The 19,750-nt window shown below is 66.0% G+C and carries 20 protein-coding genes and 2 riboswitches; of the genes, 11 read left to right on the forward strand and 9 right to left on the reverse strand.

What is annotated here, in order from left to right; all coding sequences use genetic code 11:
* Positions 1-9: 9 nt before the first annotated feature.
* Complete coding sequence (locus M1247_RS34465; RefSeq protein WP_317160946.1) at positions 10-1,332, reverse strand: bifunctional o-acetylhomoserine/o-acetylserine sulfhydrylase; 1,323 nt, start codon at positions 1,330-1,332, stop codon at positions 10-12.
* A 161-nt stretch (positions 1,333-1,493) separates the two neighbouring features.
* Positions 1,494-1,614, reverse strand: a riboswitch (SAM riboswitch).
* A gap of 272 nt (positions 1,615-1,886) precedes the next feature.
* On the opposite strand from M1247_RS34465, the gene M1247_RS34470 reads away from it, so the two are divergent.
* Positions 1,887-4,127 carry an NADP-dependent isocitrate dehydrogenase gene (locus M1247_RS34470; protein ID WP_317160947.1) on the forward strand — a complete coding sequence of 747 codons (2,241 nt, stop codon included), beginning with the start codon at positions 1,887-1,889 and terminating at the stop codon, positions 4,125-4,127.
* 28 nt (positions 4,128-4,155) lie between these two features.
* Positions 4,156-5,376, forward strand: coding sequence for an NADP-dependent isocitrate dehydrogenase (locus M1247_RS34475; RefSeq protein WP_317160948.1), 1,221 nt, complete (start codon positions 4,156-4,158; stop codon positions 5,374-5,376).
* Here M1247_RS34475 and M1247_RS34480 read toward each other — a convergent pair.
* Complete coding sequence (locus M1247_RS34480; protein ID WP_317160949.1) at positions 5,373-6,224, reverse strand: epoxide hydrolase EphH; 852 nt, start codon at positions 6,222-6,224, stop codon at positions 5,373-5,375. The genes M1247_RS34475 and M1247_RS34480 overlap by 4 nt on opposite strands.
* Positions 6,225-6,324: 100 nt before the next feature.
* On the opposite strand from M1247_RS34480, the gene M1247_RS34485 reads away from it, so the two are divergent.
* Positions 6,325-7,116 (forward strand): exodeoxyribonuclease III, encoded by a 792-nt coding sequence (locus M1247_RS34485; RefSeq protein ID WP_317161019.1) that lies wholly within the window; start codon positions 6,325-6,327, stop codon positions 7,114-7,116.
* Here the strand turns inward: M1247_RS34485 and M1247_RS34490 are convergent.
* Positions 7,104-7,724 (reverse strand): TIGR03086 family metal-binding protein, encoded by a 621-nt coding sequence (locus tag M1247_RS34490; protein ID WP_317160950.1) that lies wholly within the window; start codon positions 7,722-7,724, stop codon positions 7,104-7,106. The two genes, M1247_RS34485 and M1247_RS34490, sit on opposite strands and share 13 nt — an antisense overlap.
* 78 nt (positions 7,725-7,802) lie before the next feature.
* On the opposite strand from M1247_RS34490, the gene M1247_RS34495 reads away from it, so the two are divergent.
* Genes M1247_RS34495 through yhjD form a run of 3 tightly spaced genes read left to right on the forward strand, consistent with a single transcriptional unit; the run spans position 7,803 to position 10,279 of the window.
* Positions 7,803-8,198: a MarR family winged helix-turn-helix transcriptional regulator gene (locus tag M1247_RS34495; RefSeq protein WP_317161020.1), complete on the forward strand. Its 396-nt coding sequence runs from the start codon at positions 7,803-7,805 to the stop codon at positions 8,196-8,198.
* A gap of 24 nt (positions 8,199-8,222) precedes the next feature.
* Entirely contained in the window at positions 8,223-9,239 is a 1,017-nt protein-coding gene (gene trpS / locus M1247_RS34500) for a tryptophan--tRNA ligase (RefSeq protein ID WP_317160951.1), read from the forward strand.
* A 20-nt stretch (positions 9,240-9,259) separates the two neighbouring features.
* A complete protein-coding gene (gene yhjD / locus M1247_RS34505; protein ID WP_317160952.1) occupies positions 9,260-10,279 on the forward strand; it encodes an inner membrane protein YhjD in 1,020 nt (339 codons plus the stop codon).
* A gap of 7 nt (positions 10,280-10,286) precedes the next feature.
* On the opposite strand, the gene M1247_RS34510 is transcribed toward yhjD, so the two are convergent.
* Positions 10,287-10,985: a helix-turn-helix transcriptional regulator gene (locus tag M1247_RS34510; RefSeq protein ID WP_317160953.1), complete on the reverse strand. Its 699-nt coding sequence runs from the start codon at positions 10,983-10,985 to the stop codon at positions 10,287-10,289.
* A 90-nt stretch (positions 10,986-11,075) separates the two neighbouring features.
* On the opposite strand from M1247_RS34510, the gene M1247_RS34515 reads away from it, so the two are divergent.
* A complete protein-coding gene (locus M1247_RS34515) occupies positions 11,076-11,501 on the forward strand; it encodes a hypothetical protein (protein ID WP_317160954.1) in 426 nt (141 codons plus the stop codon).
* A 4-nt stretch (positions 11,502-11,505) separates the two neighbouring features.
* Here the strand turns inward: M1247_RS34515 and M1247_RS34520 are convergent, their stop codons facing one another.
* A complete protein-coding gene (locus tag M1247_RS34520) occupies positions 11,506-11,823 on the reverse strand; it encodes a DMT family transporter (RefSeq protein ID WP_317160955.1) in 318 nt (105 codons plus the stop codon).
* Positions 11,824-11,834: 11 nt separating this feature from the next.
* A riboswitch (guanidine-III (ykkC-III) riboswitch) is annotated at positions 11,835-11,898 on the reverse strand.
* On the opposite strand from M1247_RS34520, the gene M1247_RS34525 reads away from it, so the two are divergent.
* Both M1247_RS34525 and M1247_RS34530 read left to right on the forward strand, forming a co-directional pair.
* Positions 11,879-12,775 (forward strand): nitronate monooxygenase, encoded by an 897-nt coding sequence (locus M1247_RS34525; protein WP_317160956.1) that lies wholly within the window; start codon positions 11,879-11,881, stop codon positions 12,773-12,775. (Overlaps the previous riboswitch by 20 nt.)
* Before the next feature lie 3 nt (positions 12,776-12,778).
* Positions 12,779-13,114: a hypothetical protein gene (locus M1247_RS34530; protein ID WP_317160957.1), complete on the forward strand. Its 336-nt coding sequence runs from the start codon at positions 12,779-12,781 to the stop codon at positions 13,112-13,114.
* A 120-nt stretch (positions 13,115-13,234) separates the two neighbouring features.
* Here the strand turns inward: M1247_RS34530 and M1247_RS34535 are convergent, their stop codons facing one another.
* On the reverse strand, positions 13,235-14,467 hold the full coding sequence (locus M1247_RS34535) for a D-alanyl-D-alanine carboxypeptidase family protein (protein ID WP_317160958.1): 1,233 nt from the start codon (positions 14,465-14,467) through the stop codon (positions 13,235-13,237).
* 129 nt (positions 14,468-14,596) lie between these two features.
* Here M1247_RS34535 and M1247_RS34540 point away from each other — a divergent pair, with 129 nt between their 5' ends.
* Positions 14,597-15,118, forward strand: coding sequence for a DUF488 domain-containing protein (locus M1247_RS34540; RefSeq protein ID WP_317160959.1), 522 nt, complete (start codon positions 14,597-14,599; stop codon positions 15,116-15,118).
* Positions 15,119-15,124: 6 nt separating this feature from the next.
* On the opposite strand, the gene M1247_RS34545 is transcribed toward M1247_RS34540, so the two are convergent.
* The 3 genes from M1247_RS34545 to M1247_RS34555 form a co-directional block, all read right to left on the reverse strand.
* The gene (locus M1247_RS34545; RefSeq protein ID WP_317160960.1) at positions 15,125-16,111 is read right to left on the reverse strand and encodes an SMP-30/gluconolactonase/LRE family protein; all 987 of its coding nucleotides are present in this window, start codon (positions 16,109-16,111) and stop codon (positions 15,125-15,127) included.
* Between the two features lie 97 nt (positions 16,112-16,208).
* A complete protein-coding gene (locus M1247_RS34550; protein WP_317160961.1) occupies positions 16,209-17,594 on the reverse strand; it encodes an aspartate aminotransferase family protein in 1,386 nt (461 codons plus the stop codon).
* A complete protein-coding gene (locus M1247_RS34555; RefSeq protein ID WP_317160962.1) occupies positions 17,591-18,109 on the reverse strand; it encodes an Lrp/AsnC family transcriptional regulator in 519 nt (172 codons plus the stop codon). Before M1247_RS34555 ends, M1247_RS34550 begins: the two co-directional genes overlap by 4 nt.
* Before the next feature lie 123 nt (positions 18,110-18,232).
* Between M1247_RS34555 and M1247_RS34560 the strand changes: the two genes are divergently transcribed.
* The gene (locus tag M1247_RS34560; protein WP_317160963.1) at positions 18,233-19,720 is read left to right on the forward strand and encodes a gamma-aminobutyraldehyde dehydrogenase; all 1,488 of its coding nucleotides are present in this window, start codon (positions 18,233-18,235) and stop codon (positions 19,718-19,720) included.
* Positions 19,721-19,750 lie beyond the last annotated feature (30 nt).

Raw genomic sequence — 19,750 nt, forward strand, 5'->3', positions numbered from 1 at the left:
CTGCTTGTCTCACACCGTTGCGGGGGATTGTGACACGCCGCTGAACGGACGCGCGGCGGCGAAACCCTGTTCCAGATCGGCCAGGATGTCGTCGATGCCCTCGATGCCGACGGCCAACCGCACCAGCCCGGGGGTGACCCCGCTGGCGAGTTGCTCTTCCGCGGTGAGCTGCTGGTGTGTCGTCGAGGCGGGATGGATCACCAGGGACCGCACGTCGCCGATGTTGGCGACGTGGCTGTGCAATGTCAGCGCGTCGACAAAGGCCTTGCCTGCTTCGACGCCGCCGGCCAACTCGAATGCCAGCACCGCACCGGTGCCCTTGGGGGCGAGTTTGCGGCCGCGCTCGTACCACGGCGAGCTGGGTAGGCCCGCGTAGTTCACTGACGTCACGTCCGCGTGCCCGGCCAGGTACTCGGCCACCTTCTGCGCGTTGGACACGTGACGTTCAACACGCAGCGACAGCGTTTCTAATCCCTGCGCGATCAGGAACGCGTTGAACGGGGAGGCGGCCGAACCGAGGTCGCGCAGCACCTGCACGCGGGCCTTCAGCGCGTATGCCGGTGCGCCGAGCTCGGCGAACACCACCCCGTGGTAGCTGGGGTCCGGGCTGGTGAACCCGGGGAACTTGCCGTTGGTCCAATCGAAGGTGCCGCCGTCGACGATCACTCCGGCGATCGCCGAACCGTGCCCACCGAGGTACTTCGTCGCCGAGTGCACGACGATGTCGGCGCCGTGGGTGATCGGCTGGATCAGGTAGGGCGTGGCGATCGTGTTGTCGACGATCAGCGGGACGTCATTTTCGTGAGCGACCGCCGCCACCGATGGAATGTCGAGGACATCGATCTGGGGGTTGGAGATGGTCTCGGCGAAGAACGCCTTGGTGTTGGGCTTCGTCGCGGCCCGCCAGGAGTCCGGGTCGTCCGGATCGTCGACGAAACTGACTTCGATGCCCAGCTTCGGCAGCGAGTAATGGAACAGGTTGTAGGTGCCGCCGTACAGCCGCGGCGACGATACGACGTGATCTCCCGCACCTGCGATGTTCAGGATCGCGACGGTGGAGGCTGCCTGCCCGGAGGACAGGAACAGCGCGGCGACCCCGCCTTCGAGGGCGGCGATGCGTTGCTCGACGACGTCGGTCGTCGGGTTCATGATGCGGGTGTAGATGTTGCCGGGAACTTCCAGGCCGAACAGCGCGGCGGCGTGGGCGGTGTTGTCGAACGTGTACGACGTGGTCTGGTAGATCGGCAGTGCCCGGGCATTGGTGGCGCTGTCGGGTGTCTGGCCTGCGTGAACCTGCTTGGTTTCGAACGACCAGTTTTCTGGGGTGCTCATGGTGGGTTGTCTCCTCCGCAGGAAGGGGATGAAAAGGGTTACCGGATGGCGGCGTCAGGCCTGCACTCGGACAACGGCGGACGGACGCGAACGTTTCACGGACAACGACACATGGTGGGCCTCCATCAGGTTTCCCTGTCTCTCTGGGGCCCGTGCACTCGGACCCGCGCTTGCCTTGCAGCCAGTTACAGCTACTCAACCTGGTCAATCACCCGGGGCACCCCACCGCGGTTGGAGGGTTGCCGGCCAGCGAGCCGGGGCTTGACGCTGGCACTCATGACCGACATGCAGCTTATCTCAACGCGTCGCGCCGGTGCCAGTCGGTTGTTCCTGGAGGTTTGCGGCGCCGACTGAAACGCGTTCCACCTCAGGGGTGCGCATCGGCGGCAACCGGCGGGGCGCAACCGAAAGTTACTGGTCAGTAATGAAAGCTGCCCCTTCGTGGCGGTTCGCGCCCTTGTAGTCTGGCCGCGAAATAGCAGCGAGTGATTACGAGTGATCTAGGGGGCCTTTCCGGGCCTCATCTGACCGAAACTGACGCCGGGAGAATGTTCATGGGTGCCCAGCAGCCGACCATCATCTACACGCTGACCGACGAGGCGCCGCTCCTTGCGACGTATGCGTTTCTACCGGTCGTTCGCACTTTCGCCGACGCGGCGGGCATCGACGTCAAAACCAGTGACATCTCGGTCGCCGCGCGCATCCTCGCCGAGTTCGGCGATCGCCTGACCGAAGAGCAGCGCGTGCCGGACAACCTGGGCGAGCTGGGCGAGCTGACGCAGCTGCCGGACACCAACATCATCAAGCTGCCGAACATCAGCGCCTCGGTGCCGCAGCTCCTGGCCGCCATCAAGGAACTCAAGGCCAAGGGCTACGACCTGCCGGACTATCCCGGCGAGCCCAAGACGGACGAAGAAAAGAAGATCAAGGAGCGGTACGGCAAGTGCCTCGGCAGCGCGGTGAACCCGGTTCTGCGCGAAGGTAACTCGGACCGCCGCGCGCCCAAGGCGGTCAAGGAGTACGCGCGCAAACATCCGCACAGCATGAGCCAGTGGTCCCAGGCTTCGCGCACCCACGTGGCGACCATGAAAGAGGGCGACTTCTATCACGGCGAGAAGTCGATGACGCTGGACAAGGCACGCAAGGTGCGGATGGAACTGATCCCCGCGAACGGCGATCTTGGCAAAACCGTAGTGCTCAAGCCCGAGGTGCAGCTGGACGAAGGCGACGTCATCGACAGCATGTTCATGAGCAAAAAGGCCCTGTGCGACTTCTACGAAGAGCAGATCGAGGACGCCTACAAGACCGGCGTGATGTTCTCGCTGCACGTCAAGGCCACGATGATGAAGGTCAGTCACCCCATCGTGTTCGGCCACGCGGTGAAGATCTTCTACAAGGACGCCTTCGCCAAGCACCAGAAGCTGTTCGACGAACTCGGCGTCGACGTCGACAACGGGTTGTCGGATCTCTACAGCAAGATCGAATCGCTGCCCGCCTCGCAGCGTGAGGAGATCATCGAAGACCTGCACCGCTGCCACGAGCACCGCCCCGAACTGGCCATGGTCGACTCCGCCAAGGGCATTTCGAACTTCCACTCGCCCAGCGACGTCATCGTGGACGCCTCGATGCCCGCGATGATCCGTCTCGGCGGCAAGATGTACGGCGCGGACGGGCGGACCAAGGACACCAAGGCGGTCAACCCCGAATCGACCTTCTCCCGGATCTACCAGGAGATGATCAACTTCTGTAAGACGAACGGCCAGTTCGATCCCACCACGATGGGCACGGTCCCCAACGTCGGTCTGATGGCGCAGAAGGCCGAGGAGTATGGCAGCCACGACAAGACTTTCGAGATCCCCACCGACGGCGTCGCCAACATCGTCGACAACGACTCCGGCGAGGTGCTGCTGACGCAGAACGTCGAAGAAGGCGACATCTGGCGCATGCCGATCGTCAAGGATGCGCCGATTCGCGACTGGGTGAAACTGGCGGTGACGCGCGCCCGGCTGTCCGGCATGCCGGTGGTGTTCTGGCTGGACCAGGAGCGCCCGCACGAGGCCGAGCTGCGCAAGAAGGTACGCACCTACCTCAAGGACCACGACACCGAGGGCCTCGACATCGAGATCATGTCGCAGGTACGCGCCATGCGGCACACCATCGAGCGCGCCAGCCGCGGGCAGGACACCATCGCCGCCACCGGCAACATCCTGCGCGACTACCTCACCGACCTGTTCCCGATCCTGGAGCTGGGTACCAGCGCCAAGATGCTCTCGATCGTGCCGCTGATGGCGGGCGGTGGTCTGTACGAGACCGGCGCAGGCGGTTCGGCGCCCAAGCATGTCCATCAGCTGGTGGAGGAGAACCACCTGAGGTGGGATTCGCTCGGCGAGTACCTCGCGCTTGGCGCCAGCCTGGAGGATCTGGGCAGCAAGTTCGGCAACGAGAAGGCGAACGTCCTGGCCAAGACCCTCGAAGCCGCGACCGGAAAGCTGTTGGACGAGAACAAGAGCCCGTCGCGCAAAACCGGTGAGCTCGACAACCGGGGCAGCCAGTTCTACCTCGCGCTCTACTGGGCGCAGGCGCTCGCCGAGCAGACCGAGAACAAGGAACTGGCCGAGCATTTCGCGCCACTGGCCAAGTCGCTGGCCGAGAATGAGGACGCCATCGTCTCCGAACTCAACCAGGCGCAGGGCGGGCCCGCCGACATCGGCGGCTACTACTACCCGGACCGCGACAAGACCACCGCGGTGATGCGGCCGAGCAAGACGTTCAACGACACGCTCGGTTCTGTGTAGGCCCGGGTCGGACGCGGGGAGTCGCACAATGGCCAAGATCAAGGTCGACGGCACGGTCGCCGAACTCGATGGTGACGAGATGACTCGCATCATCTGGAAGATGATCAAGGATCAGTTGATCCTGCCGTACCTCGACATCGACCTGGACTACTACGACCTCGGCATCGAGCATCGCGACGAGACCGGCGACCAGGTCACGATCGACGCGGCCGAGGCCATCAAGCGTCACGGTGTCGGTGTCAAGTGCGCGACCATCACGCCCGATGAGGCCCGCGTCAAAGAGTTCGACCTCAAGGAGATGTGGCTCTCACCCAACGGAACGATCCGAAACATCTTGGGTGGGACCATTTTCCGGGCGCCGATCGTGATCAAGAACGTGCCGCGTCTGGTCCCGGGCTGGACCAAGCCGATCATCATCGGCCGGCACGCGTTCGGGGACCAGTACCGGGCGTTCAACGCCAAGGTCGAGCAGGGCGGCACGTTCACCGTGACGTTCACTCCGGATGACGGCAGCGAGCCGATCGTGCACGACGTCGTCAAGATCCCCGAAGACGGCGGCGTGATCATGGGGATGTACAACTTCCGCAAGTCCATCCAGGACTTCGCGCGGGCGTCGTTTTCCTATGGGCTGCAGCAGGACTACCCGGTCTACCTGTCGACGAAGAACACCATCCTCAAGGGCTACGACGGGATGTTCAAGGACGAATTCCAGCGGATCTTCGATGAGGAGTACAAAGCGGAGTTCGACAAGCGCGGACTGACCTACGAGCACCGGTTGATCGACGACATGGTGGCCGCCTGCCTGAAGTGGGAGGGCGGGTACGTCTGGGCCTGCAAGAACTATGACGGGGACGTTCAATCCGACACCGTCGCACAGGGTTACGGCTCGTTGGGGTTGATGACCTCGGTGCTGATGACCCCTGACGGGAAGACCGTCGAGGCCGAGGCGGCGCACGGCACGGTCACCCGGCACTACCGCCAGCATCAGCAGGGCAAGCCGACCTCGACCAACCCGATCGCATCCATCTTCGCCTGGACCCGCGGTCTGGAGCACCGCGCCAAGTTGGACAAGACACCCGAGGTGGCGCGCTTCGCCGAGACGCTGGAAGAGGTCGTCATCTCGACCGTCGAAGGCGGGCAGATGACCAAGGATCTGGCCCTGCTCATCGGACCGGAGCAGGCCTGGCAGACCAGTGAAGAGTTCCTCGCCGCGATCGCGGGGCACCTCAAGACGGCACTCGAGGCCTAACCGGTCGCGCGCTCCGGGCCGACATGACGGTCGACGAATTCGACGATCAGTTCGGTGATCCGGCTCGGCGCCTCGAACATCGGCACGTGGCCCACCCCGTCGAGCCGGGTGACCTCTGACCCCGGCGGCAGGTTGTCGGTGAAGTGTCGGGTGAACCGCGGTGCGGGCAGCACACGATCCTTCTCGCAGATCACCAGGTGTGTCGGGGTGCGCGATTGCGCCAGCTCGGTGAGCCCGGGTGTGGTCAAAGCCTTGTACATCAGCTCGAAATACGCGGGGCAGTGCGAGACGTCCTCGATGAGATCGTGGCGGTCACTCTCGTTGAGCGCATCGGGCGTCGCGCTGACGGCCAGGTAGGAGATCTGCCGGGAGAGCGGCAGCCGCTGGATGCGCTGCCCCAGCGCGGTGGTGGCCAGGATCACCGGCAGCCCGGCCATGAATTTGGCGATGATCTCGAATTTCGCCGGGGTGAAGCGGTCCCAGCCGCCCGCGGGTGCGATACCGGTCAGGGTGCGGGCCCGGCCGCGGCGTTCCAGCTCGAAGGACACCCAGCCACCCAGGGAGTTGCCGACGATGTGCGCGGTCGTCCAGCCCAGCTCGTCGAGGCGGCGCTCGACATCATCGGCAAGTGTCGCGACGTCGAGGAACAGTCGTCCCCGCGTGCCGCCGTTGTGGCCCGGCATGGTCGGCGCGAACACCTCGTAGCGGCCGGTCTGGGCAAGCTGGGGCGCCACGTACTTCCATACGCTCTGCGACAGCAGGAACGGGTGTAGCAGCAGGATCGGTTCCCGCGGTGGATTGTCGGCACCGCCGACGAAACCCAGGTGGATCGGTGCACGTTCGGCCATGCCGGACGACATTAAGGTGATACCGCCGGTACCGCAAGGGGCGCGGTCGGGTTGTCGGCGCCGGTCGGTAGCCTTGGCGGACGTGAGCGCGCGAACATCGATGACGGTCAGCACCATCAACGTCAATGGCATCCGCGCCGCGGTCAAGCAGCGGTCCACCGACAATCTGGGGCTGTTGCCCTGGTTGAAGGAGACCACCGCCGATGTGGTCTGTCTGCAGGAGACCCGGGCCGACGACGATCAGCTCGCCGACGCGTTGGCCCCCGCGCTCGCCGACGGCTGGAACCTGGCGTCGGCCGATCCGCACCTCAAGGGCCGCAACGGTGTTGCGGTGCTGTCGCGACACCCGATCGCTGCGACCCGGTTGATCGCCTCGGACGAATTCGCGGCGCACGGCCGCTATCTCGAGGTCGACACCGGGGGCCTGACGGTGGCCAGCGTGTACGTCCCGACCGGTGAGGCCGAGACCGACCGCCAGCTGGAGAAGGAGCGGTTCATGGCGGCCGTCGCGACGCGGATGGCCGAGTTGCGCGACGGCGATGCGGTGTTGTGTGGCGACTGGAACATCGCGCACACCGAGAACGACATCAAGAACTGGAAAGGCAACCTCAAGAAGGCTGGTTTCCTGCCCAGCGAGCGGCAGTGGCTCACCGAGTTGTTGGCCACCGGCTGGGTGGACGTGGTGCGGGCGTTGCATCCCGATGTGGCGGGCCCGTACAGCTGGTGGTCCTGGCGCGGCAAGGCATTCGACAACGACGCCGGCTGGCGCATCGACTATCACCTGGCGAGCCCTGCGCTCGCGGCGCGGGTGGTGTCCGCGCACGTGGACCGTGCCGAGTTGTACGCCCTACGTTGGTCCGACCACTCTCCGGTGACTGTTCAGTTCGGCTGACGCCAGCCCGGTGTGCGGCCGAGGTGCAACAGGATCCGCTCGAAATCCGTTGCGCCGGTAGCTTTGACCGCCGGAGCGAACGGCGCGCCTGCAGCGGTTCGGATCTCGCCGTCCGGCACCATCAGTACGAGCGGCAGTACAGCCTCGACGACGTCGGCGGGCAATTCGTATGGCGTGCCCAGGGTCGCGGCGACATCCCAACCGTGCACCACGTAGTCCACGAAGTGGAAGCCCATCGCCAGCGAGCCGGGAAATGTCGCCCCCGGTCCGAACTCGGGTAGCGCGAAGGTGGCCTCGTCGACGCCATCGGCGGCGAACGCGTCGAGCACCTCGTGGGCGGCCGCGGCATAGGCCGCGACCGGATCGGTTGCCACCGCGTCGACGACGGTCCCGGGACGCCAGATCTCTTCGTCGGCGCCGTTTCCTCGGGCCGCCGCGGCGAATCCGCGGTGCTGGACGGTCATGTGGGCGAGCAGGTCTGTGAGCGTCCAGCCCGCGCACGGCGTGGGCAGATTCAGATCCGTCGTCGTCACGGTGTTGACCACGTCGATGGAACGCAGGACTGCGGTGCGGTGCGGGGGGCGGATATCCGCGGAAATAGTAGTCATGCGCGTATCGTAAGCGCATGCATACGATAAAGCAACGCCTACCATGATCGGGTGCCGCGACGTCCTGACCTGGCGGCCATGCTCGCTCCGTTGGTGCGAGAGTTGGCCGCCGCCGAAATGCCCGTGCTGGAAGCGCACGGCGTGACGATGTGGGGCTATGTCGTGCTGAATGCGCTTGACCGCTCCTCGATCCGCACCCAGGCCGCGCTTGCCGAGGCGATCGGGGCGGACAAGACACGCATCATTCCCACGCTCGACGAACTGCAGCGCGACGGCCTCATCGAGCGTCAACCGGATCCGGACGACCGCCGGGTGCGCCTGCTGGCGATCACGCCGGCCGGCCGTGAGCTCAAGGACGCGGTGCAGGCCGAAATCCAGCGGGGGGAGGAGCGCTGGCTCGGTGAATTGAGTGCCGAGGATCGAAAAGTGTTCCTGCGGGTGCTGCGACAATTGACCCGCGGGGAGCACGGATGACGTCAATGGGAAAATCGACTCATCATGAGTAGCGGAAGCAAACGCGTCGTGTTCTCCGGCGCCCAACCCACCTCTGACTCCCTGCACCTCGGCAACGCGCTGGGAGCGGTGACGCACTGGGCGCAGCTGCAGGATGGCTACGACGCGTTCTTCTGTGTCGTCGACCTGCACGCCATCACCGTTGCTCAGGACCCGGAGACGCTGCGGCGGCGCACGCTGGTGACCGCGGCGCAGTACCTCGCGCTTGGTATCGATCCGTCCCGCAGCACGGTTTTCGTCCAGAGTCACGTGCCCGAGCACAGCCAACTCGCTTGGGTGCTGGGATGTTTCACCGGGTTCGGGCAGGCTTCGCGGATGACGCAGTTCAAGGACAAGTCGCAGAAGCAGGGTGCCGATGCGACCACGGTCGGCCTGTTCACCTATCCGGTGCTCATGGCCGCCGACGTGCTGCTCTACGACACCGATCTGGTGCCCGTCGGAGAGGATCAGCGCCAGCATCTGGAGCTGGCCCGCGATGTGGCCCAGCGGGTCAACTCCCGATTCCCGGACACCTTCGTGGTGCCCGAGCCGATGATCCCCAAGTCGACCGCGAAGATCTATGACCTGCAGGACCCGACGGCGAAGATGAGCAAATCGGCGGCCACCGATACCGGGCTGATCAGCCTGCTCGATGATCCGAAGGCCACCGCGAAGAAGATCCGCTCCGCGGTGACCGACAGCGAACGGGAGATCCGGTTCGACCCGGAAGCCAAACCTGGCGTGTCCAACCTGCTGACCATCCAGTCCGCGGTCACCGGCGCCGATGTCGACAAGCTCGTCGAGGGCTACGCCGGGCGCGGCTACGGCGATCTGAAGAAGGACACCGCCGATGCGGTAGTGGAATTCGTCACTCCGATCAAGACCCGGGTGGATGAACTGCTCGCCGACACCACCGAACTGCAGGCCGTGCTGGCCGCCGGAGCGGACCGTGCCAGGCAGGTGTCGGGCAGTACGCTCGCGCGGGTTTACGACAGGATAGGGTTTCTTCAGCAAACGTCGTAGACGCCCGGGGAGGGGTGTTGGTGAACGAGCAGGAGAAGCCGGGGATTCTGGATCGGCTGCGGGCACGGTATCCGTGGTTCGACCATGTCATGCGTGCCCAGCAACGCTATAACGACTGCAAGGGCAATTTTTACGCCGCGGGGATCACCTATTTCACGATCTTTGCGCTGTTCCCGCTGTTGATGGTGGGCTTCGCGGCCGGTGGCTTCGTCCTGGCCAGCCGACCCGAGCTGCTCGACGAGATCGAGGAACAGATCCGCAATGCGGTGTCCGGCGACCTCGGCCAGCAGCTGATCACGTTGATGGACTCGGCCATCGCCTCGCGCGGCACCGTGGGTGTCATCGGTCTGGCCACCGCGGCCTGGGCGGGGCTGGGCTGGATGGCGAACCTGCGTGAGGCGCTGAGCCAGATGTGGGAGCAGCGTCAGGAGGTATCGGGTTTCGTCCGGTCCAAGCTGTCGGATCTGGTGGCGCTCGTGTCCGCCTTCCTGGCGATGGTGATCACCATCGCACTCACCGCGCTGGGCGACCCGTCGTTGATGCGTCGGGTCTTGGGATGGATCGGGTTCGGCGACGTCTCCGGGATCGGTATCGGGCTGCGGGTGATCTCGTTGCTGGTGTCGGTGTGCATCTCATGGTTGCTGTTCACCTGGATCATCTCGCGGCTGCCGCGTGAGGCGGTCAGCTTCCGCAGTTCACTGCAGGCAGGATTGCTGGCGGCCATCGGATTTGAGATTTTCAAGCAGGTGGCGTCGATCTATCTGCAGTCGGTCCTCAACGGCCCGGCCGGTGCGACGTTCGGTCCCGTACTGGGCCTGATGGTGTTCGCCTACGTGACCGCGCGACTGATCCTGTTCGCCACGGCGTGGGCGGCCACGACGAAGGAGAGTTTGGCCATCGCGCCGGTCGCGGCGCCCGAACCCGCCCAGATCATCACCCGGGTGCAGGTGCGTGAGGGCATCGGTGCGCCCGGGGTGTTGGCCGCCGCGGCCGCGGGTGCAATTGGCGCTCTTGGGCTGGCACGGTTCAGACGACGCTGATCTGGCGCTATGCCGGCGCGTGGAGTACCACGCAGCAGCGGTCTGGCCCCGGATCGAGTTCGGCGGCGGGACCATGTGGCTGCAACGCTTCGGTCAGGCCGCCGAGCAGTGCATGGTTCATCTGACACACCAATTCGGTTTGGGTCTTTGCCAATTGGTGGAACGGGCAGTTCGCCAGTACCACCCGGCCGTCTTGGTGCCGTGGCTCGTAGCCGTGCTCGGCGATCACCTCGGTGGCCAGCGCCAAGGCCGCCACAGGGGTGGTCGGCGGCTCCCGGCCGTCGATGGCTGACTCACCCCAGGCGCGGCCACGGGCATGGGCGTGGCGGTGGAGCGTGTCGATGACCGGGGCGCCGGTGGCCGCCGCCGCGGCGATGGCATCGGCCATCAACTGGCCGGCCAGCTGATATTCGCGGTCGGGCAGGGACACCGCGATGTCGCGGTCGGTCCGCCGGTACAGCTTCGACGGGCGTCCGGCGCCCGGGCCCGAGCGTCCGTGCAACCGCGCGTAGTCGGCGATCAGCAACCCTTCGGCTTCCAGTTTGTCCAGGTGAAACTTCGCCTGATGCACCGGGATCTCGACGGCCTCGGCTGCCTGCTCTCGGCTGGCAGCGGTGGGCTGGGTGGACACGAATTCATACAGCCGGCGGCGGATCGGGTCGGCCAGCGCCCCGATTCCGGCTGCATCACGGTCGGCTATCGGCATGGCCACCCTTTCTATCGGAAGGATCTATTGACGTTAGAAATTCTGAAGCCTAACGTACAAACTACTATCCGTTACAGATTGGAGCCTGCCATGGCTACCACCGCGAACCGCTCCCAGCTCCTCAAGGACCCGACGCACCAGGCATTCCTGCTGTTGCGCACGGTGTTCACCGTCGCGCCGATCCTGTTCGGCCTGGACAAGTTCACCAATCTGATGACCGACTGGCAGGGCTATCTCGCACCGTGGATCGACCGGCTGCTGCCCGGTGACGCCGCGACGGCAATGCACCTGGTCGGAGTGATCGAGATTGTCGCCGGCATCCTTGTCGCCGTCGCGCCCCGGATCGGTGCGTACGTCGTCGCGGCCTGGCTGGCCGGCATCATCATCAATCTGATCACCCTGCCCGGCTTCTACGACGTGGCGCTGCGCGATTTCGGCCTGCTGGTCGGGGCGCTGGCGCTCGGTCGTCTCGCCGAAGGAGAGCACGCCGTGCGCACATCCGGCCCGAGAACGTGATCCCTCAGTGACCGATGGCTTTGAGTCCGACGATGCAGCCGACTATGCCGAGCATCAGCAGGATCTTGATCACCGACGCGGACTCAGCGCCGGTGATCATGGCGTAGCAGATGGTCAGCGTCGCGCCGATCCCCACCCACACCGCGTAGCTGGTGCCCGGGGGCAGAGTGCGCATCGCGATGGCCAGGCCGCCCATCGAAATCACCAGGGCGACACCGAATACCAGCGATGGTGCCAGTCGGGTGAAGCCGTCGGTCTTGCTGAGCGCCGTCGCCCACACCGCTTCGAACGCGCCTGACACGACGAGAATGATCCAAGCCATGGTGCACCTCCAAGGCCCGTCTTGTCGCTGTCCGGGTACGGTGCCGCCTCGTCCGGTGCCAGATGCTGGCAATTCCACGGTAGCAAACCGGGTAGCGTCGCAGGCTGTGAGCTTGGCAACCACATGGTCAACGGCCATCGGCATCGACGCGCCGATCGTGAACGCGCCGATGGGCGGGGCAGCAGGAGGCACGCTGGCGGCCGCGGTGTCGGCCGCAGGCGGGCTGGGCATGATCGGGATGGGCAGCTCGGCCACCCCGGAGCTGCTCCGACACGAACTCGACGCGATGGGAAACGTCGACCGCCCGTTCGGTATTGGCCTCGTGCACTGGGTGATGGCCGATCAGCCGGAGCTGCTCGACGTGGCGCTCGCGGCCGGGCCCGCATTGCTGAGTGTCAGCTTCGGCGAGGACTGGACCTGGGTGCATCGGGCGCACGACGTCGGGGTGACCGTGACGACGCAGGTGGCCACGGTCGAAGCGGCCCGGCGCGCCGTCGACGCCGGGGTCGACGTCCTGGTGGCGCGCGGCGCCGAGGGAGGTGGGCACGGCGAACCCGTGATCGGCACGCTGCCACTGCTGGCCGAGGTGCTTGATCAGGTCGAGGTGCCGGTACTGGCGGCGGGTGGCATCTCGTCGGCACGCGGTGTGGCTGCGGTGTTGGCGGCCGGTGCGGCAGGAGCCTGGGTGGGCACGTTGTTCGCCACCTGTGCCGAGGCGTTGACGCCGGCGCCCGCCCGGGATGCCCTGGTGGCAGGCACCGAGACCGAATTAACTCGAGAATTCGACATCGCAGCCGGATATCGTTGGCCGGCAACCATTCCCGAACGGGTGCTGCGCGGAACGCCCGTCAACGCCGGGCAGGGCATCGGATCGGTGACCCAGGTGCGCTCGGCCGCAGACACCCTGGCGCAACTCTGCGCAGGAGCCGAGGCGCTCCTGCGGCGGTGGTAGCAGGTGAGCTGGCGAACCGCTCTGCTGGGCGCCGCAGCAGCTATCGGGTGGGCGCCGGTCGCCGCCGCCATTGTCGGTGCGGTGTACCGGTTTCCTGTCCCGTTCGGCGGCTACGCACGAGGGCTGGATGCCGCGCCCACCGCGGCGCTCGGGTCGGTGTTCTATCTGGTGCTCGGCGGGGCGGTGGTCCTTGGCGGGCTGGGCGCCGCGGCCGGTGCGCTGCTGTCGAAACTGACGCCGACCCGGGTGACCGGGCTGACGGTGGCCGCGGCATGGGCGATCGCAATGCTCGGTGCCCTGTCACTCGCGCTACTCGAGTACGTCATCGGTCCGTGGTGAGGCTTCGTCCACAGTCAGTGTGCGGATCGCCATCCCCGGCGAGCAGACGCTGCGGTACCCGAAAACCGTGCTCTGCGGGGACCTAACTGTCTTCTCGCGGGGGATTACGCGGGAAACGAGTCAGCGCACGGGACGACGGTTCAGTGACCGGGCGACCATCATGAGCAGCAACACGACGATCGCGCCGACGACCGCCACCCCGACCCGCACCGGGAGCGTGTCGGCGGAAGGCAGGACCGCCGCGGCCTGGGCCGCCGAGGGCTGTTCGGGTTCGGGGGCCGCCAGCGATGGATCGGGGTCGACCAGCGTGCCGACCTTGGTGCCCGGGGGCGTCGCAAACCCGTAGTCCAGCAGATGTGCGGCCTGTTCCCACGGCGCGATCGGCACCCGGGTGCCCCGCATCAACACGGCGACCAGTCGTCGCCCGTCACGATTGGCCGCGCCGACGAATGTCTGCCCGGCGTCGTCGGTGTACCCGGTTTTACCGCCGAGCGCGCCGGGGTAGTTGTAGAGCAACTGGTTGTCGTTCTCCACCGGGTAGGGCGGATTGCCGTCGCGGCCGGGGAAGTCGTAGGTCTCGGTGTGCACGATGTCGGCGAAAACCGGGTTCTGCCAGGCGTACCGGTAGAACAGCCCGATGTCGTAGGCCGACGTGCTCATGCCAGGGCCGTCCAGGCCGGACGGGGTTGCGGCACGGGTGTCGCGGCCACCGAGCTTGCCTGCCAACACATTGAGCTTCTGCAACGCGGTGTCCATGCCGCCGAGTTGGACGGCCAGCGCATGTGCGGCGTCGTTGCCGGAGTGCATCAGCAGGCCGTGCAGCAGATCGTTGATCGTGTACTGGCCGCCGGGGCCGACACCGACGCGGGTGCCTTCGGAGTTCGCATCTTCCTGGGTGCCCGCGACACGCTTGTTGAGGTTGAGCTCGTTGAGGGCCGCCGTCGCAACGAGGACCTTGATGATGCTGGCCGGGCGGTGGCGGCCGTGCGGGTCCCTGGCGGCGATGACGTCTCCGGTGTCCAGGTCGGCAACCAGCCAGGCCTCGGCGGAGACGTCGTTGGGTAGCGGCGGCGTGTTGGGCGCGGTGATGATGCCGCAACCCGAAAGTGCCTCACCGCCGACGGACTTGGCCGGTACCGGCAACGGGCCCGGCGTGGGGTCACCGGGCTTGGGGACCTCCGACGCGTCGACGGCAGGCGGGGTGGTCACCTTGTAGGGGCAGGTGTTGGCCGCGGGCGGCATATCGGGTTCGGCGCGGGCCGCAGGGCCTGCGACCATCGCGGGCGCAGCGAACACGGCCAGCGCGGCCAGTAGAGACAGGCCGCGCTTCGAGGTTCTCCGTAAGGTCGCCATCGGGTTTGCAGAGTAGGCGATCTGCCGCCCGGCTCACGGGAGCCACGCTGTGACTAGTGTGACTAAAGTTGAAACTGAGCCCTGCCGACGACGCCGAGGCCCTGAAACTGCGCGATGATGGCAACTGACATGACGTTGATATCGGTGGGACACGGATCGCTGCGTCGGGAGGCGCTGGCAGAGCTCCTTGGTGGCGTGGATGTCAAAGCGCTGGTGGATATCCGACGGTTCCCCCACAGTAGGCACAATCCCGATGTCGAAACAGACGCGCTGCGCCGTTGGCTGCCGGAAGCCGGTATCACCTACCGCGTGGAGCCCCGCCTGGGTGGGCGACGACGCCTACCGGCCGGCTCACCTCGGGAAGACCCGTGGTGGCGTGTCGAGCAGTTCGCTGCGTATGCCGCCTACAGCCGCACCGAAGAGTTCTCCGACGGCCTCACCGAACTGCTGGAGGGCGTCGCCCGCGTGCGGACGGCGATGATGTGCAGCGAGAGCGTGTGGTGGCGGTGTCACCGTCGTCTCGTGGCCGATGTGGCGGTGCTGCGCTTCGGTGTGAGCGTGCAGCACCTGATGCACGACGGGCGCCTCGTCGAACACACTCCCGCCGATGGCGCCCACCTACGGGCGGACGGGCTGGTGGTGTGGACGTAGAGGCGCTCACACCGCCACGTAGGCCACCGCCGGTGACCCGATGCAACCCATCCACAGTCGGCCCTCGGACTCGACCAGGCCGGTGACCATACCGAAGTCGGGGTGGTGGGTGCGCAGGCCGGATACGGGTTCGCCACTGTCGGCGTCGAACGCGACGGCCCACACCTCTGGTTTGATCTGCGGTGCCAATCGGTCGGGCAACTGCCACAGGATCTTTCGCAGCACCGGGGCCCGAGGTGCCAGCCACTCCGCGGCGGCGTTGACGGGGGACACCAACGCGCACCAGATGCGGCCGTCGGCGCCGGTGGACAGGTTGTCGGGGTGTCCGGGCAGATTCTGGACCAGTGGCGTCACTGTCCCTGCCTGTGGTCCTTCGAGCCAGTACTTCGACAGTCGCCGGGACAAGGTCTCGGCGAACACCAACGCTGATCCGTCGGTGGTGACGGTAACGCCGTTGGTGAAATAGATGCCCTCGAGCAGCGTGGTGACCGTGCCGTCGGGATCGCGACGGAACAGGCTGCCGCGCCCGCGGGCCTCCAGCACCGCACCTTTGAAGTACTCATAGGTGAACGCGCTGGTGGATTCTGTGAAATAGATTGTGCCATCGGATGTTTCGGTGACATTCGAGCAGAATTGCAGGTGTCTGCCTGCGACCTTCTCGACCAGTGCTTCGAGCGCACCGTTGCGGGGGTCCATGGCCAGCAGGCCACGCGGGCTGTCGCAGATCAACAGCCGCCCGTCGCCCGAGACCGCCAGGCCCAGTGGGCGACCGCCGGTATCGGCCACCACGGTGGGTACACCGTCGGGGGAGATGCGCAGGATTCGGCCGTCGTCCACACCGGTCCAGATGTTGCGATCGGCGTCGACCACCACATCCTCGGGCGCATGGCCGGGGATCGGCACGACCGTCAGCTCCGCTGCGGGATAGTCCGGCAGCGGAGTTATGGGCGGCGGGGTCCAGCGGACGGGATCGATCGGTGGTTTGCGTGACACCCAGCCAAGTCTTCCGCCGAAACGGCATTCCGGCAGCGGGTTACTCGAACTTCCTCTGCTGGAATGCCGTTTCGGCGAAGGGTGAAAGAGAGAAGGGCTACATCATCTCGCTGGCTCGACCCAGGACATCGTGCAGGATTTCGTAGATGGCGTCGAACTCCGCCTGCCCGCTGATCAGCGGTGGGGCGAGCTGCACTACTGGGTCGCCGCGGTCGTCGGCCCGGCAGTACAGACCGGCCTCCCACAGGGCCGGCGTCAAGAACCCGCGCAGAAGGCGTTCTGACTCCTCGTCGTTGAACGTCTCCTTGGTGGTCTTGTCCTTGACCAGCTCGATGCCGTAGAAGAAGCCCTCGCCGCGCACGTCGCCGACGATCGGCAGATCGTAGAGCTTCTCCAGCGTGGACCGGAATGCCGGGGCCATCTCCTTGACGTGGTTGTTGATGCCCTCACGCTCGAAGATGTCCAGGTTGGCCAGCGCGACGGCGGCCGACACCGGATGTCCGCCAAAGGTGTAGCCGTGGCCGAACACCGTCTGCCCGTCGCTGAACGGCTCGAACAACCGGTCGTGCGCGACCATCGCACCCAGCGGGGAGTAGCCCGACGTCAAACCCTTTGCGCTGGTGATGATGTCGGGCACATACCCGAGGTCGTCACACGCGAACATCGAACCGATCCGGCCGTAGGCGCAGATGACCTCGTCGGACACCAGCAGCACGTCGTACTCGTCGCAGATCTCGCGGACGCGTTCGAAGTATCCGGGCGGCGGCGGGAAGCAGCCACCGGCGTTCTGCACCGGCTCCAGGAACACCGCGGCCACGGTGTCGGGACCCTCGAACTCGATGGCCTCGGCGATGCGATCGGCGCAGTAGCGGCCGAAAGCCTTCTCGTCGTGGGCATATTCGGCGGGAGCCCGGTAGAAGTTGGTGTTCGGTGCGCGGAAGCCACCGGGGGTCAACGGCTCGAACGGCGCCTTGAACGCCGGGATGCCGGTGATCGCCAGCGCGCCCTGCGGCGTGCCGTGATAGGCGATTGCACGCGAAACGACCTTGTGCTTACCGGGTTTGCCGGTCAGCTTGAAGTACTGCTTGGCCAGTTTCCAGGCGCTCTCGACGGCCTCGCCGCCGCCGGTGGTGAAGAACACCCGGTTCAGGTCACCGGGCGCGTAGTTGGCGACACGTTCGGCCAGCTCGATCGCCGGCGGGGTGGCGTAGGACCACAGCGGGAAGAAGGCCAGTTTCTCGGCTTGCTTCGCCGCGGCCTCCGCCAGCTCTTTACGGCCGTGGCCGACCTGGACGACGAAAAGTCCGGACAGGCCGTCGATGTAGCTCTTGCCTGCGTCGTCGAAGATCCGTACGCCCTCACCCCGGGTGATGATCGGCGGGGTGATGCCTTCGCCGTGGCGGGCGAAATGTCCCCACAGGTGGCGGTCGGCCTTGGCGGCGAGATCTGTAGACGTGGTTTCAGCGATATCTGCGATTGTCATCGTGTTCCCCAATTGTATTGCTGCTTAACTAGTTTCAAGTAAACGAGGGTTTCGGTGGATATCACTCCCGGTAATGCCCGAATCTCGGTGTTGAGCAGCTCGAGCAGGCTGTCGTCGTCTTCGCAGACCACCTCGACGATGGCGTCGAATGAACCCGCGGTGAGCACGACGTAGTCCACTGATTCGATGTTGGCCAGTTTCTCGGCCAACTTGGTGGTATCGCCGGTGCAGCGGATGCCGATCATCGCCTGGCGGGCGAACCCGAGCTGTAACGGGTCCGTCACCGCGACGATCTGCATGACACCGGCATCGACCATCCGCTGTACGCGTTGGCGTACCGCCGCTTCTGAGAGTCCGACGGCCTTACCGATGCCCGCGTACGAGCGTCGGCCGTCGGCCTGCAGCTTCTCGATGATCGCCTTCGACAGTTCGTCCAACTGAAACGGGGCGGCGGCACGAGAATGGTTCACGCGCAGTGGCACAGGCGCCAAGTCGTGACCATCTGGGTTGGTCATGCCACCGATTGTGCACGGAATCCGTTGTTTGAGGCAACTATATCGATGAATTCACGCGTATGGGGACGCTGTGGCTGCGGTATCCCGTAGCTGAGAGCTTGGCGCATCGGTTAGCGTTGAGGCATGAGTGTTGCGGTGAACTTGGCTAGTAGTTGGATCAACGGGGCCTCGGTGGCGACGGGCGGCGGGACGCACGTGATCACCGATCCGGCGACGGGTAAGACCGTTGCCGAATACGCCCTGGCCACCCCTGCTGACGTGGACACTGCCGTGGCCGCGGCGCGAGCCGCATTGCCTGCATGGTCAGGAGCAACCCCCGCGGAGCGCTCCGAGGTGCTGGCCAAGCTCGCCAAGCTGGCCGGCGACCACTCGGATGACCTGGCCGCCGAGGAGGTCAGCCAGACCGGTAAGCCGATGCGGTTGGCCACGCAGTTCGATGTGCCGGGCAGCGTCGACAACATCGATTACTTTGCCGGCGCCGCCCGCCATCTCGAGGGCAAGGCCACCGCCGAGTACTCCGGTGACCACACGTCGAGCATCCGGCGCGAAGCGGTCGGGGTGGTCGCGACCATCGCCCCGTGGAACTATCCGCTGCAGATGGCGGTGTGGAAGGTGATCCCGGCGCTGGCCGCGGGCTGTTCGGTGGTGATCAAACCTGCCGAGATCACCCCGCTGACCACGCTGACGCTGGCGCGCCTGGCCAGTGAGGCCGGACTGCCCGACGGGGTGTTCAACGTCGTCACCGGCGCCGGGTCGGACGTGGGGACCGCGCTGGCCGGGCACCGCGACGTCGACGTCGTGACCTTCACCGGCTCCACCGCGGTCGGCCGCAAGGTCATGGCTGCGGCCGCCGTCCACGGTCACCGCACGCAGTTGGAACTGGGCGGCAAGGCCCCGTTCGTGGTGTTCGACGACGCCGACCTGGACGCCGCGATCCACGGCGCGGTCGCGGGCTCACTGATCAACACGGGCCAGGACTGCACCGCGGCCACCCGCGCCATCGTGGCGCGCGATCTCTATGACGACTTCGTCGCCGGGGTGGCCGAGTTGATGGGCAAGGTCGCGATCGGCGATCCGCACGACCCCGATACCGACCTGGGTCCACTCATTTCTGCGGCACACCGCGACAAGGTGGCCGCGATGGTGGCGCGCGCCCCGGGGCAGGGCGGTCGCATCGTCACCGGCGGGGTGGCGCCCGACGGGCCCGGATCGTTCTACCGTCCGACGCTGATCGCCGATGTCGACGAGGCCTCCGAGGTCTACCGCGACGAGGTTTTCGGTCCGGTGCTCACCGTGCGTTCGTTCACCGACGACGACGACGCGTTGCGTCAGGCCAACGACACCGTGTACGGGCTGGCGGCCTCGGCGTGGACCCGCGACGTGTACCGGGCGCAGCGGGCCTCCCGCGAGATCAACGCCGGTTGTGTGTGGATCAACGACCACATCCCGATCATCAGCGAGATGCCGCACGGCGGGGTCGGTGCTTCGGGCTTCGGCAAGGACATGAGCGACTACTCCTTCGAGGAGTACCTCACCATCAAGCACGTCATGAGCGACATCACCGGAGTGGCCGAAAAGGACTGGCACCGCACGGTGTTCACCAAGCGGTGAGCCCGGTCGGCGCTGAGGTGCCGACGGGAC

The sequence above is a fragment of the Mycobacterium appelbergii genome, assembly GCF_032883035.1.
In the GTDB taxonomy this organism is placed as follows: Bacteria; Actinomycetota; Actinomycetes; order Mycobacteriales; family Mycobacteriaceae; genus Mycobacterium; species Mycobacterium appelbergii.

Excerpts from the sequence above, each read along its gene's own strand:
- M1247_RS34465 (WP_317160946.1), bottom strand. The coding sequence starts at position 1,332 with ATGAGCACCCCAGAAAACTGGTCGTTCGAAACCAAGCAGGTTCACGCA.
- M1247_RS34470 (WP_317160947.1), top strand. The coding sequence starts at position 1,887 with ATGGGTGCCCAGCAGCCGACCATCATCTACACGCTGACCGACGAGGCG.
- M1247_RS34475 (WP_317160948.1), top strand. The coding sequence starts at position 4,156 with ATGGCCAAGATCAAGGTCGACGGCACGGTCGCCGAACTCGATGGTGAC.
- M1247_RS34480 (WP_317160949.1), bottom strand. The coding sequence starts at position 6,224 with ATGGCCGAACGTGCACCGATCCACCTGGGTTTCGTCGGCGGTGCCGAC.
- M1247_RS34485 (WP_317161019.1), top strand. The coding sequence starts at position 6,325 with ATGACGGTCAGCACCATCAACGTCAATGGCATCCGCGCCGCGGTCAAG.
- M1247_RS34490 (WP_317160950.1), bottom strand. The coding sequence starts at position 7,724 with ATGACTACTATTTCCGCGGATATCCGCCCCCCGCACCGCACCGCAGTC.
- M1247_RS34495 (WP_317161020.1), top strand. The coding sequence starts at position 7,803 with ATGCTCGCTCCGTTGGTGCGAGAGTTGGCCGCCGCCGAAATGCCCGTG.
- trpS (WP_317160951.1), top strand. The coding sequence starts at position 8,223 with ATGAGTAGCGGAAGCAAACGCGTCGTGTTCTCCGGCGCCCAACCCACC.
- M1247_RS34510 (WP_317160953.1), bottom strand. The coding sequence starts at position 10,985 with ATGCCGATAGCCGACCGTGATGCAGCCGGAATCGGGGCGCTGGCCGAC.
- M1247_RS34515 (WP_317160954.1), top strand. The coding sequence starts at position 11,076 with ATGGCTACCACCGCGAACCGCTCCCAGCTCCTCAAGGACCCGACGCAC.
- M1247_RS34520 (WP_317160955.1), bottom strand. The coding sequence starts at position 11,823 with ATGGCTTGGATCATTCTCGTCGTGTCAGGCGCGTTCGAAGCGGTGTGG.
- M1247_RS34535 (WP_317160958.1), bottom strand. The coding sequence starts at position 14,467 with ATGGCGACCTTACGGAGAACCTCGAAGCGCGGCCTGTCTCTACTGGCC.
- M1247_RS34540 (WP_317160959.1), top strand. The coding sequence starts at position 14,597 with ATGACGTTGATATCGGTGGGACACGGATCGCTGCGTCGGGAGGCGCTG.
- M1247_RS34550 (WP_317160961.1), bottom strand. The coding sequence starts at position 17,594 with ATGACAATCGCAGATATCGCTGAAACCACGTCTACAGATCTCGCCGCC.
- M1247_RS34555 (WP_317160962.1), bottom strand. The coding sequence starts at position 18,109 with ATGACCAACCCAGATGGTCACGACTTGGCGCCTGTGCCACTGCGCGTG.
- M1247_RS34560 (WP_317160963.1), top strand. The coding sequence starts at position 18,233 with ATGAGTGTTGCGGTGAACTTGGCTAGTAGTTGGATCAACGGGGCCTCG.